This window comes from Paenibacillus spongiae (assembly GCF_024734895.1).
Taxonomy (GTDB): Bacteria; Bacillota; Bacilli; order Paenibacillales; family Paenibacillaceae; genus Paenibacillus_Z; species Paenibacillus_Z spongiae.
Window position 1 is genome coordinate 292,501 of the sequence record NZ_CP091430.1, and the last position, 12,976, is coordinate 305,476.

General features: G+C 52.2%; 9 protein-coding genes, 6 tRNA genes and 1 rRNA gene. All 16 read left to right on the forward strand.

What is annotated here, in order from left to right; genetic code table 11:
- Positions 1-183: 183 nt before the first annotated feature.
- The 16 genes from L1F29_RS01360 (at position 184) to L1F29_RS01435 (ending at position 12,939) form a co-directional block, all read left to right on the forward strand.
- A 23S ribosomal RNA gene (locus L1F29_RS01360) occupies positions 184-3,114 on the forward strand.
- Between the two features lie 170 nt (positions 3,115-3,284).
- Positions 3,285-3,361 (forward strand) — tRNA-Met (locus L1F29_RS01365).
- 5 nt (positions 3,362-3,366) lie between these two features.
- A tRNA-Val gene (locus L1F29_RS01370) sits at positions 3,367-3,442 on the forward strand.
- Positions 3,443-3,456: 14 nt separating this feature from the next.
- Positions 3,457-3,533: transfer RNA gene (locus L1F29_RS01375), tRNA-Asp, on the forward strand.
- A gap of 5 nt (positions 3,534-3,538) precedes the next feature.
- Positions 3,539-3,614: transfer RNA gene (locus tag L1F29_RS01380), tRNA-Phe, on the forward strand.
- Positions 3,615-3,647: 33 nt separating this feature from the next.
- Positions 3,648-3,733 (forward strand) — tRNA-Tyr (locus L1F29_RS01385).
- A gap of 16 nt (positions 3,734-3,749) precedes the next feature.
- A tRNA-Lys gene (locus tag L1F29_RS01390) sits at positions 3,750-3,825 on the forward strand.
- A gap of 163 nt (positions 3,826-3,988) precedes the next feature.
- A complete protein-coding gene (locus L1F29_RS01395) occupies positions 3,989-4,930 on the forward strand; it encodes an MraY family glycosyltransferase (protein WP_258386627.1) in 942 nt (313 codons plus the stop codon).
- Between the two features lie 70 nt (positions 4,931-5,000).
- Positions 5,001-6,140, forward strand: coding sequence for a PucR family transcriptional regulator (locus tag L1F29_RS01400; RefSeq protein WP_258386628.1), 1,140 nt, complete (start codon positions 5,001-5,003; stop codon positions 6,138-6,140).
- Positions 6,141-6,233: 93 nt separating this feature from the next.
- Entirely contained in the window at positions 6,234-7,355 is a 1,122-nt protein-coding gene (locus L1F29_RS01405; protein ID WP_258386629.1) for an ABC transporter ATP-binding protein, read from the forward strand.
- A 157-nt stretch (positions 7,356-7,512) separates the two neighbouring features.
- Positions 7,513-8,142, forward strand: coding sequence for a sigma-70 family RNA polymerase sigma factor (locus L1F29_RS01410; protein WP_258386630.1), 630 nt, complete (start codon positions 7,513-7,515; stop codon positions 8,140-8,142).
- Positions 8,069-9,568, forward strand: coding sequence for a DUF4179 domain-containing protein (locus L1F29_RS01415; RefSeq protein ID WP_258386631.1), 1,500 nt, complete (start codon positions 8,069-8,071; stop codon positions 9,566-9,568). Before L1F29_RS01410 ends, L1F29_RS01415 begins: the two co-directional genes overlap by 74 nt.
- Before the next feature lie 140 nt (positions 9,569-9,708).
- Positions 9,709-10,647, forward strand: a complete 939-nt coding sequence (hprK, locus tag L1F29_RS01420) for an HPr(Ser) kinase/phosphatase (RefSeq protein WP_258386632.1) — start codon at positions 9,709-9,711, stop codon at positions 10,645-10,647.
- 28 nt (positions 10,648-10,675) lie between these two features.
- Complete coding sequence (gene lgt / locus L1F29_RS01425; RefSeq protein WP_258386633.1) at positions 10,676-11,776, forward strand: prolipoprotein diacylglyceryl transferase; 1,101 nt, start codon at positions 10,676-10,678, stop codon at positions 11,774-11,776.
- A 4-nt stretch (positions 11,777-11,780) separates the two neighbouring features.
- Positions 11,781-12,452 carry an HAD-IA family hydrolase gene (locus L1F29_RS01430; protein WP_258386634.1) on the forward strand — a complete coding sequence of 224 codons (672 nt, stop codon included), beginning with the start codon at positions 11,781-11,783 and terminating at the stop codon, positions 12,450-12,452.
- Positions 12,445-12,939 (forward strand): acyltransferase, encoded by a 495-nt coding sequence (locus tag L1F29_RS01435; protein ID WP_258386635.1) that lies wholly within the window; start codon positions 12,445-12,447, stop codon positions 12,937-12,939. The genes L1F29_RS01430 and L1F29_RS01435 overlap by 8 nt, the downstream gene beginning before the upstream one ends.
- Positions 12,940-12,976 lie beyond the last annotated feature (37 nt).

Genomic DNA, 12,976 nt, shown 5'->3' on the forward strand with positions numbered 1-12,976 from the left:
GAGTTTTTTCGCAGTTTGAGTGAAGGTTTTGATCTTCGGATCAGATCGTGGATCTTAAATTGCAAGCGAAGGTTGTTCGATGGTAAGCGACTTTTGAAGATCTGTTTCCACAGCTCGAAGAGTTTAGTGGATCAAGAAACAGGTGTTCAACGGGAGCGTCCAGCGAATCAACCGGAGCACATAGGTTAAGCTAGTAAGAGCGCACGGAGGATGCCTAGGCACTAGGAGCCGAAGAAGGACGTGGCGAACAACGAAACTGCCTCGGGGAGCCGTAAGCAGGCTTTGATCCGGGGATGTCCGAATGGGGAAACCCGGCTGTCGTAATGGGCAGTCACTTCTGACTGAATACATAGGTCAGAAAGAGGCATACCAGGGGAACTGAAACATCTAAGTACCCTGAGGAAGAGAAAACAACAGTGATTCCGTCAGTAGCGGCGAGCGAAAGCGGATTAGCCCAAACCAAGAGGCTTGCCTCTTGGGGTTGTGGGACGTCTCACATGGAGTTACAAAGGTGTTGGTTAGGCGAAGAGGTCTGGAAAGGCCCGCTACAAGAGGTAAAAGCCCTGTAACCAAAAGTCAGCACCCTCCGAGACGGATCCCGAGTACCGCGAGACACGTGAAACCTCGTGGGAATCCGGCAGGACCATCTGCCAAGGCTAAATACTCCCTAGTGACCGATAGTGAAGCAGTACCGTGAGGGAAAGGTGAAAAGCACCGCGGAAGCGGAGTGAAAAAGAACCTGAAACCGTGCGCTTACAAGAAGTCAGAGCCCGTTATAGGGGTGATGGCGTGCCTTTTGTAGAATGAACCGGCGAGTTACGTTCCCGTGCAAGGTTAAGGTGAAGAGCCGGAGCCGCAGCGAAAGCGAGTCTGAATAGGGCGACTAAGTACGTGGACGTAGACCCGAAACCGAGTGATCTACCCCTGTCCAGGGTGAAGGTGCGGTAACACGCACTGGAGGCCCGAACCCACGAATGTTGAAAAATTCGGGGATGAGGTGGGGGTAGCGGAGAAATTCCAATCGAACTCGGAGATAGCTGGTTCTCCCCGAAATAGCTTTAGGGCTAGCCTCGGAATGAAAGAGTCATGGAGGTAGAGCACTGATTGGGTGCGGGGCCCGCCAAGGGTTACCAAGTCCAGTCAAACTCCGAATGCCATCGACTTGTATCCGGGAGTCAGACAGTGAGTGCTAAGATCCATTGTCAAGAGGGAAACAGCCCAGACCATCAGCTAAGGTCCCCAAGTGTGTGTTAAGTGGGAAAGGATGTGGAGTTGCAAAGACAACCAGGATGTTGGCTTAGAAGCAGCCACCATTTAAAGAGTGCGTAATAGCTCACTGGTCGAGTGACTCTGCGCCGAAAATGTAACGGGGCTAAACACACCACCGAAGCTATGGATTGATCGTAAGATCAGTGGTAGGGGAGCGTTGAATGCGGGTTGAAGTCAGACCGTAAGGACTGGTGGACTGCATTCAAGTGAGAATGCCGGTATGAGTAACGAAAAGACAAGTGAGAATCTTGTCCGCCGAAAGCCTAAGGGTTCCTGAGGAAGGCTCGTCCGCTCAGGGTAAGTCGGGACCTAAGGCGAGGCCGAAAGGCGTAGTCGAAGGACAACAGGTTGAAATTCCTGTACCACCGTAAACCGTTATGAGCAATGGGGTGACGCAGAAGGATAGTGACGCGGACTGATGGAATAGTCCGTCCAAGCAGCAAGGCTGATGGGTTGGCAAATCCGCCCATCGATAAGGCTGAGCTGTGACGGGGAGGGAAAATTATAGTACCGAAGGTCATGAGTTCCCGCTGCCAAGAAAAGCCTCTAGCCAGGTGAAGGTGCCCGTACCGCAAACCGACACAGGTAGGCGAGCAGAGCATGCTAAGGCGCGCGGAAGAACTCTCGTTAAGGAACTCGGCAAAATGACCCCGTAACTTCGGGAGAAGGGGTGCCTCGGTAGGGTGAATAGCCCGAGGGGGCCGCAGTGAAAAGGCCCAAGCGACTGTTTAGCAAAAACACAGGTCTGTGCGAAGCCGTAAGGCGAAGTATACGGGCTGACGCCTGCCCGGTGCTGGAAGGTTAAGGGGAGCGGTTAGGGGCAACCCGAAGCTGTGAACCGAAGCCCCAGTAAACGGCGGCCGTAACTATAACGGTCCTAAGGTAGCGAAATTCCTTGTCAGGTAAATTCTGACCCGCACGAATGGCGTAACGACTTGGGCGCTGTCTCAACGAGAGATCCGGTGAAATTTTAATACCTGTGAAGATGCAGGTTACCCGCGACAAGACGGAAAGACCCCATGGAGCTTTACTGCAGCTTGATATTGGACTTTGGTACGATCTGTACAGGATAGGTGGGAGCCTAGGAAGCCGGAGCGCCAGCTTCGGTGGAGGCACCGTTGGGATACCACCCTGATCGTATCGGAGTTCTAACCTGCCACCCTGAATCGGGTGGAGGGACCGTGTCAGGCGGGCAGTTTGACTGGGGCGGTCGCCTCCTAAAAAGTAACGGAGGCGCCCAAAGGTTCCCTCAGAATGGTTGGAAATCATTCGTAGCGTGCAAAGGCATAAGGGAGCTTGACTGCGAGACCTACAAGTCGAGCAGGGACGAAAGTCGGGCTTAGTGATCCGGTGGTACCGCATGGAAGGGCCATCGCTCAACGGATAAAAGCTACCCTGGGGATAACAGGCTTATCTCCCCCAAGAGTCCACATCGACGGGGAGGTTTGGCACCTCGATGTCGGCTCATCGCATCCTGGGGCTGAAGTAGGTCCCAAGGGTTGGGCTGTTCGCCCATTAAAGCGGTACGCGAGCTGGGTTCAGAACGTCGTGAGACAGTTCGGTCCCTATCTGTCGTGGGCGTAGGAAATTTGAGAGGAGCTGTCCTTAGTACGAGAGGACCGGGATGGACGTACCGCTGGTGTACCAGTTGTTCCGCCAGGAGCACCGCTGGGTAGCTACGTACGGACGGGATAAGCGCTGAAAGCATCTAAGCGCGAAGCCCCCCTCAAGATGAGATTTCCCAATTCGTAAGACCCCTGGAAGACGACCAGGTTGATAGGTTCGGGGTGGAAGTGCAGTAATGCATGCAGCTGACGAATACTAATCGGTCGAGGGCTTATCCTACAAGCTTTCACGGAGTGAAAGTCTGCTTCGGAAGCATATGCTTAAGATGTAAGAGTTACGCAAACTCGTATCCAGTTTTCAGGGTGTAACATCGTTGAGTAGGCTGACAAGATCAGCTGAATCAAGAGGTTGCACACAGCGCTTGGCGGCGTTGTAAACCTGAATTATGTGGCGGCATAGCTCAGCTGGCTAGAGCGTACGGTTCATACCCGTGAGGTCGTGGGTTCGAGTCCCTCTGCCGCTACCATATTCGGAGGCTTAGCTCAGCTGGGAGAGCATCTGCCTTACAAGCAGAGGGTCGGCGGTTCGATCCCGTCAGCCTCCACCATCTATATACAATGCGGAGCCGTGGTGTAGAGGCCTAACATGCCTGCCTGTCACGCAGGAGACCGCGGGTTCGAATCCCGTCGGCTCCGCCATTCCTGGCTCGGTAGCTCAGTCGGTAGAGCAGAGGACTGAAAATCCTCGTGTCGGCGGTTCGATTCCGTCCCGAGCCACCATTTCATGTACAAGCCTTGTTATTGTAATACTGTGGAGGATTAGCGAAGTGGCCAAACGCAGCAGACTGTAAATCTGTTCTCAGCCGAGTTCGGTGGTTCGAATCCATCATCCTCCACCATTCCCTTCCTAAGTAAGAGCCATTAGCTCAGTTGGTAGAGCACCTGACTTTTAATCAGGGTGTCGTAGGTTCGAGTCCTACATGGCTCACCATTTTTTACACCAACAGCCTGCAGACCAATGTCTGCGGGTTTTTTGTTATGCCGATTAATGGTTCATGATGTTAATCCTAGGGATGATCCGGACGATGGGTAATTTGCACAAGGCGGGGCACACTGATGTTTAAACAGTCATACGTTCCTCGGGAGGAATGCTCATGCCGTATATCATCGCGGCCATAATCAGCTTTGGTATTGTTTTTCTGTGCGTTCCACTCTTGCGGAGGCTAGCTTTGCGGCTCGGATTTGTTGACCGGCCGACCTCGCGCAAAATTCACCGGAAGCCGGTTCCGCTTATGGGGGGCGCGGGGCTGTATTTAGGTATTGTTATTCCGCTGCTTGCATTTCAAGGCACTACTCCGCTTAGCCTGACCATTAGTCTAGGTGGATTATTACTGGTGCTGATTGGATTGCTGGACGATGCGGCTAAGTCGAAAGGAAAGGATTTTCCGGTCTGGCCGCGTCTTATCATCTATGCGGGCGTTGCTTTGATACCCCTTCTATTCGGAATTCGGATTGTAGGGTTATCGAGTCCAGGCGGACTTATAGTGCTGCCCGAGTGGTTCGCGATTTTCGCTTCGGCTGCATGGGTGTTTGCACTCATTAACATGATTAATTTTATCGATGGGGTTGATGGACTTGCTTCGGGAGTTTCCACCTTGTCGTCGATCACGCTATTTATCGCGGCGCTCTTCAAGGGGCAGCTCGACACGGCGCTGCTTGCTGTCATTCTTGTAGGGGCATGTGTCGCGTTTCTCATTTTTAATTTCTATCCGGCACGCATCTTTATGGGGGACGCAGGTGCGACGTTCTTGGGATATACGCTGGCCGTGATTGCAGTGGATGGCGCCTTCAAGAGCGCGACTTTCGTGACGGTTGCCGTCCCTTTGCTGGCACTGGGAGTTCCTATTCTGGATACGACCGTCGTGATGCTCCGCAGGCTGATTTCGGGCAAAGGACTTCATCGCGCGGATAAGCTGCATACCCACCATATGCTCATGCGCTGGGGATTAACACAGATCCAAACGGTGTCGTTTATCTATTTAATTGCGGCTCTCTTTTCTTTATTGTCTATTGTTGTTCTCCTTGCCCTAAGCTGAAATTACCTTTGATCTATGGTACAATGGCCTAAAAAAGAGAGCTGCATGCTCACATGATAGGGGCTAACCGATGAGTGAAGCTAACTGGATGGAGCAATTGGAGAAGGTAATCGCACGGCCTATCCGTCAGCTGCAGGTGCCTGTACAGGAGTGGAAAAGCCTTGTAAGCGCTGAAGAAAGCCATGTGCTGTATTTGCAAAAGAATGCGGTTTCACCAGGCGATTGTATCACGCTGCCGAGCGGTCTGTTATGGTTTGTGGTTCGCGGAAGCGATTCCAGCCTGGATCTTATTGAGGTGGATCCTGGATCGCTGACGGATATGGAGATACGGTTAATATCATGGACGCTCTCCCAATTAAAGATGGCTCAGATGCCGATTTTTGCAGGATTAACGGATTCGGAGCGTCATGCCAATGAGCTGGGCGCATGGATTGTGGAACAGCTGAACAACGGAGATACGCAGAACTCGGTGCCGGAACGACTTATTGGCAGAGGCAAAGTGTTTACGACGATGATTCCTTTTCTGCTTGTGAGCGAGCAGACGGAGCTGGGAAGGACAAGCTATAGCGAACTGGAGAAGCTGCTTCGCACCTTTCTGGCGGAAGAGATCATGTTAATTCCACTACAGGAGCAGGAATGGCTGGTGCTTGGACCGGTATCGCTCATTCGCGATGCGCAATCGGAGGACAGGGAGGAAGAATCGGAGGAATCACTCGAAGAAAGCTTGGCCTCTATTGCAATGGGGCTTCACGAAATGCTGGCCAGCGAATCAATCGGCGAGTGCCATCTGACGGTCTCTCATCCGATCTCCCCCATACATTCTATCGTTGCTACGGCCGCTCTTCTTCGGGAAACCGTTAATCTGGGACGTGCCTTCCATGTGGGAACGAATATTCATTTTCCGTGGCTCCTGCACTTGGAACGGCTGCTGAGCACGATTCCGGAATCGCAGCGGATTAGATTCGTAGAGCAGGCGCTGAAGCGCACCGACGTCTTTCTGGAGCCGGAAATATTAACGACATTAGAGACATTCTTCTCACTGGACTGCAATGTCAGCGAGACGGCCAAGAAGCTGTATATTCATCGGAATACGCTCCTCTATCGGCTGGATAAATTGAAGCAAGAAACAGAGCTGGACGTCAGACAATTCCGCGATGCCGTTCTTGTAAAAATCATATTACTATTGTACAAAGTGACGAAAAGGAAGTAGTTTTTTTGTAAAGTTTGTGCATAGTAAACAAGTACAAAACTGATATAAGATAAGTGTAAGGATAAACAACTATTCGTTTAGGGGGAAATAAGCATGGCTGGTGTACGCTTAGAGCATGTTTACAAGAAATACTCGGGTTCGGATAACGCTTCTGTTAAAGACTTTAACCTTGACATCAAAGACAAGGAGTTTCTCGTTCTTGTCGGTCCTTCCGGTTGCGGTAAATCGACGACGCTGCGTATGATTGCAGGTCTTGAGGAAATTTCCGAAGGTAAACTGTTCATCGGTGAGCGTCTTGTGAATGACGTTGCTCCGAAAGACCGCGACATCGCGATGGTTTTCCAATCCTATGCCCTTTATCCACATATGAACGTTTATCAAAACATGGCATTCGGCCTTAAACTTCGTAAATTCAAAAAAGCGGAAATCGACAAGCGTGTTCGTGAAGCCGCTAAAATTCTCGATATTGAACATCTTCTTGAGCGTAAGCCAAAAGCGCTTTCCGGCGGTCAACGTCAGCGTGTCGCTCTGGGCCGCGCAATCGTCCGTGAACCACAAGTATTCTTGATGGACGAACCGCTTTCCAACTTGGATGCGAAACTCCGCGGTCAGATGCGCGCGGAAATCTCCAAACTGGCGAAGCGTCTTGAAACGACTGTTATCTACGTAACGCATGACCAGATCGAAGCCATGACAATGGGCGATCGTATCGTCGTTATGAAAGACGGCATCATCCAGCAAGCAGCTTCTCCGGAAGAGCTGTACAACCATCCGGTAAACATCTTCGTAGCAGGCTTTATCGGCGCGCCTTCGATGAACTTCATCAACGGCACGCTGGCGGATCAAGGCGGAGCTGTTCGCTTCAAAGCGAGCAACATCGACGTTCTGGTACCAGAAGGCAAAGCGCAGCTGCTTCGTGAAAAAGGCCTGATCGGCAAAGAAGTTATCATTGGCATTCGTCCAGAAGATTTCCACGAAGAGCCAGTATTCCTGGAAGCTTCCCCGCAAACGCATGTTAATGCTCATGTTGAAGTAGCAGAGAACCTGGGTCACGAAATGTACCTGTACTTGAACGGACTGGGCAAAGACACTGTAATCGCTCGTGTTGACGGCCGTTCCGGCGTTAAAGAAGGCACGAACGTGAAACTTGCGATCGATATGAACAAAGTTCATGTGTTCGACAAAGAGAGCGAACTGAACGTATTTGAAGTTTAATTGACTTAAACGGCGATAAGCCTTGGAAGAGCAGTCATCCCTTCGGATGGCTGCTTTTTTTATATTTTGTGAAAACCGTTTGCGCAGGTTTCCCGTCTAATCGATACTGGCGGTAGAAGGAAGAGGAGAAGCGGTAATTGCCGCCCTGGAGGGTAGGATGAACAAGGAACAGCTGGCAGAAGCTGCTGCCAAAGGGGACGAACAGGCCTTTCTGCAAATCATGAATGGCGAGAAGCAGCAAATGATGAGAATTGCGTATGCTTACCTGCGGAATGAAGCCGATGCGTTGGAGGCGATTCAAGAAACGGTATGCCGGGCATGGCTCAAAAGGCATGCCCTGAAAAAGCCGCAATATATCACAACATGGCTTATTCGTATCTTAATTCACGTATGCACCGATGAGCTGCGGCGGCGTAAGAGAGCTATTCCAGCAGATATGCGGCAAGAACCGGTCCAGGCCGGGATGGAGGACGATAGGGAGCTGCAGAGCGGGGCAGCCGGCGCAGAGGACCGGTTAGATATCGCCGCGGCTGTGGAGCTGCTGGAGGAGCCCTACAGGGATGTCATCCGGCTTAAATATTATGAGGATCTGACGGTCCTGGATATTGCCGGCATCCTGCAGCGGCCGGATGGAACGATCCGAACATGGCTTCATAAAGGGCTGAAGCAGCTGCGAAAGTACATGGTGCGGACCGAGGAGGTGCAAATGAGCGATGGACGAGAAGGACAAGCGCAAACCGGACAGTTCGGACAGGGAAAAGAGAGCGCTGCGCAGGGAGACCTGTGAGGATAAGAAACTGCCGGTGGAATGTAATGAACCGGATAAGCCGGAGGTCGTTATGGACGAAGCGGAGCTTACTGCTGCAGACCTGACGGTAGCGGAATCTTTGCGTATGGAAGGCAGCCGGTTGAATGCCGTATCGGCTGGGATAGCCGAAGAAAAGATTGTAAGCGCGATTCGCCGAGGGTTGGAACAGGGAAAAGCACGTTCAAAGCCCAGACGAAGATGGCGTGCCGGCCTAAGTGCAGGAGCGGTGATCGCTTGCTTCGTGCTGCTCTTTGCCTTCACGGTCAGAGTGTCGCCCGTGTTTGCCAATGCCATGCGGGACATTCCGGGGATCGGTGCTTTCGTCAAGCTGGTGGAGTACGACTCTGCGCTTCGCACGGCAATCGATAAAGACTTTATGCAGCTGATCGGGAAGACCGTCGAGAAGGACGGCATCCAATTGACGGTAGAGGGTCTGATCGCCGATGAGCGAAGGCTCGTTGTCTTCTATTCTTCCAATATAACCAAGGGCTGGGGCGATACCGGCATAAGCTTCAGCTTCTATGACGAGGAGAATAAGCGGCTGGAGGGAACCCTCATGTTCGACTACAGTTCCATGGGCAAAACGGCTAATGAGCCTCGCGCCCCACAGGATATGGTCGATCTGCAGCTGCTGAATACGGTCACGATGCCAAAGCAAGTGAAAATGAAAGCGGAAGTAGACGATACGGTGCTGGAAGTTGAGTTTCCCATCGATCATTCCCGGTTTGAAGGGTTATCTCAAGAAATGGCGATCGGCAAAACGGTCGAGATTGACGGGCAGAAGGTTACGTTCGAAACCGCGAAGCTCTCCCCGCTGCAGCTGGAGGTCGTCGTGCGCAACGATTCGGCTAACAGCAGCCAGGTAAAAGGGTTTATTCATATGGTCATCGAGGATGAGCGGGGGGAGCCTTGGCGCTGGACCAATGCCTACGGACTGCCGGAAGGCGGAAGGGTCTATCACTTTGAGAGCAGCTACTTCAACCGCCCCAAGCAGCTGACGATAAAAGCGGATGGAATATTCACCGTACCTAAGCAGGCGAAGCTAGTCATCGATACGGAGAAGGCGAGCGTCCTTGAGGCTCCGGATTCAAGGGTCTCATTCGAAGGTATCAACGAAAAAGCGGATTATATGCTGCTGACGCTGGCCATCAATCAGTTGGATGAGGTGGATCAGCTTAATGCCGCCTATAACTTGGTTGGATCGACATTTATAGACGGGGCCGGCAAGAAGCATGAGCTGGCTTCGCCGGATTATTTTACGAGCGGATCCTTCAACTCCAACGAGAATAAGAAGTATGTATATGTTCCTCTCCCGAAAGGAGATTATCCGCAGCCGCTTACCTTTGACGTGGAAGACTATCCGGGTTATGCGCTGCAGCCGTTCCAAATCGAAATCAATCCATAAGAGCAAGTATTTTCAAGCATCGAAAACAGCGGCGACGTTGCGTTCGATGCTTTTTTTCGTTACGATAATCATATTGGAATTTTTTAAATATAATGCTGTGCCAAAAAGCAGCAGGCAACGATAGTGAGGGAGGCCGAACCATGGCTAAGAAGGTAAAGGTGTCCGAGCTTGTCCAGCAGTTTCAGCTGGAGATTGTAAGCGGAGAAGACGGACTGCGTCGCAGTATTACGGTTGACGATTTATATCGGCCTGGATTGGAGATGGCGGGGTATTTTCATTATTTTCCTGAGGAAAGGGTACAAATTCTAGGAAAAACAGAGCTCGCTTTTATGGAAACGCTAAGCAATGAGGAACGGGTGGATCGGATCGAACGGCTATGCCACGATGCAACGCCCTGCTTCATCGTAACAAGAGGGCTGGAGGTGCCGCGGGAGCTGATTGAAGAATCGAACCGCAAACAAATCCCGGTTCTGCGCAGCAACGTGGCCACGACAATTATTTCAAGCCGCATTACAAACTTCCTGGAGCGCAGGCTTGCGCCATCAGCCACCATACACGGTGTACTGGTCGACGTCTATGGCGTTGGCATGCTCATTACGGGCGGAAGCGGCATCGGGAAGAGCGAGACGGCACTGGAGCTGGTCAAACGCAGCCACAGGCTTGTTGCCGACGATGCGGTCGAGATTCGGCAAACTTCGGACGGTCAGCTGCATGGCAGCGCCCCGGAGCTAATCCGGCATCTTCTGGAGATACGCGGTCTCGGCATCATTAACGTGATGACGCTCTTCGGGGCGGGTGCGGTTCGCAATATGAAGCGGATCAGCGTAGTGATCAAGCTCGAGAACTGGCAGCCCGATAAGCAGTATGACCGCCTGGGCCTCGATGAAGAGCTGACCCGTATCATCGATACCGATGTTCCGCTCGTTACGGTACCGGTTCGTCCGGGACGCAACTTGGCGGTCATTATCGAAGTGGCGGCGATGAACTTCCGCTTGAAGCGGATGGGGTACAATGCGGCACTGCAATTTACGAACAAGCTGACGGAAACCATCGCAGACGATACGGATGATTATGATTGAAAATGATAAATAAAGGAGATATGAACGCATGATAGGACTTCGTCTAGATCCAATCGCTTTCGCGCTAGGGCCGATTACCGTCCATTGGTACGGCATTATACTAGGCACAGCTGCACTGGTCGGGCTGCTGCTGGCGGTTCGCGAAGGCAAACGATTCGGCTTGTCTCCGGATTTCTTCATGGACCTGCTGCTGTTCGGCGTACCGTCTGCCATTATCGGCGCCCGCTTGTATTTCGTCGCCTTCAAATGGGAGGACTACAAGCATGATCTGCTGGCTATTTTTCAAATATGGAATGGCGGAATAGCCATATATGGGGCATTGATCGGCGCATTCATCTGCGGTTATTTCTATTCCCGCTATAAGGGCTACAGCTTAATACGTATCGCCGACATCTGCGCGCCCTCGCTCATCGTAGGACAAATGATTGGGCGTTGGGGCAATTTCGTGAATCAAGAAGCTTACGGAGGACCTGCGGAGGAAAGCTTCCTGCGGGATACGCTGCATCTGCCGGCATGGATTGTCGACCAGATGAACGTTAACGGCGTCTATCACCACCCGACCTTCCTATACGAATCCGTCTGGAATTTAGCGGGACTTATTCTGCTGCTAGTCCTTCGGCGCAGACCGTTCCTCCGTGCGGGGGAGCTGCTGATGACGTACTTCATCTGGTATTCGATCGGGCGCTTCTTCATCGAAGCTCTTCGTACGGACAGCCTGGCCTTCCAAGGCCCATCCTGGCTTGTATCGCTGATGGACGGGCTGTGGTCGCCGATGACGCTTCTGTTCGAGCAAGGCTATCTGGATCCCGAATACGGCAATGTACGGATTTCGCAGCTGATTTCCGTTATCCTCATTATTGCCGCCATTATCATCATCATTATCCGCAGAAAGACGGGTGCCGCCGTGGAGCGCTACAGCGACCCCATTATGAACCGGAAAACGGGTCTTCCTGCAGGTGCAGCTGCCGGACAAGAGGGCGGTTCTGCGGCAGCATCCGCTCAAGACAGCAAGCCAATGATTCAGAAGGACGGCGCTGCGGGTAAAGCTATTGAGGCGGAAAAGAAGCAGAATGCTTCGAAAGCCGGTTCTGCAGGCGAAGCGGACGCGGAATCAGCGAAGAAGGAGTAGCACGATGACAACAAGAATCCGGACGCTGTTGTTTGACTTGGATGGAACCATTCTTGATACGAACGAGCTGATTATTCAATCGTTCCTGCATTCGCTGGAGGGAGTGGTGCCGGCCGGATTCGGCCGGGACCAAATCATTCCAACCATGGGACTGCCGCTAGCCGTACAGATGCAGGGTTTCTCCAATCTGGAGGAAGTGTCGCATCTTGTCTCGATGTACCGCGAAATCAATCTGAGGCTTCACGATGAATACGTGAAGCCTTTCCCTTACGTGCAGGAGGTATTGGCAAGACTGCAGGCGGAGGGCTTCCAAATCGGGATTGTAACGACGAAAGCGAAGCTTACGACGGAGCGCGGATTGCGGTATACCGAGCTGTACGACTATGTGATGCCGGAAGGGATCATTACGATCGACGATGTGGTCCATCCTAAGCCGCATCCTGAGCCCGTACTCAAAGCGATCGAAGCGCTTGGAGCGGATCCGGCTGCGACTGTGATGATCGGCGACAGTGTAGTCGATATTGAAGCGGCGGAAGCGGCAGGTTGTATACCAGTCGGAGTAGCCTGGTCGCTTAAGGGCGAGGACAAGCTGATTGAAAGCGGCGCAAGGCACATCATTCACGATATGCGTGATCTATACGCATTAGTCGGATTGGAGCGGGATCCGCTTGCGTAATGTGGAGCGCTATCCGGTCGAGGGGCCGAACGCCCTCTGGCAAATGTACAAGACAGTCAGCAGGGTGAAGGCCGTCAAAAATTTTATTTGCATTCAATTCACCCGTTATTGTCCTTCTCTGCCGGTCAAAAACTGGGTGTACCGGAATTTGCTCGGCATGAAAGTGGGAAGCCACACCGCATTCGCGCTCATGGTGATGGTCGATGTATTTTTTCCGGAGCGCATCAAGGTAGGGAATAATACGATTATCGGCTATAACACAACGATATTAACGCATGAGTATTTGATTCGCGAGTATCGGCTGGGCGAAGTCGTGATCGGCTCCGGCGTCATGATCGGAGCGAATACGACGATTCTGCCCGGGGTGACGATCGGGGATGGCGCAGTCGTTGCGGCGGGCTCGGTGGTCCATAAAGATGTCGAGCCGGGCGCGTTTGTCGGCGGCAACCCGATCCATACGATAACGAAAGAACAGCAGTCAAAATAAAGGCTTGAAGCAAGGTCGAATCTGAACGAAAATAATT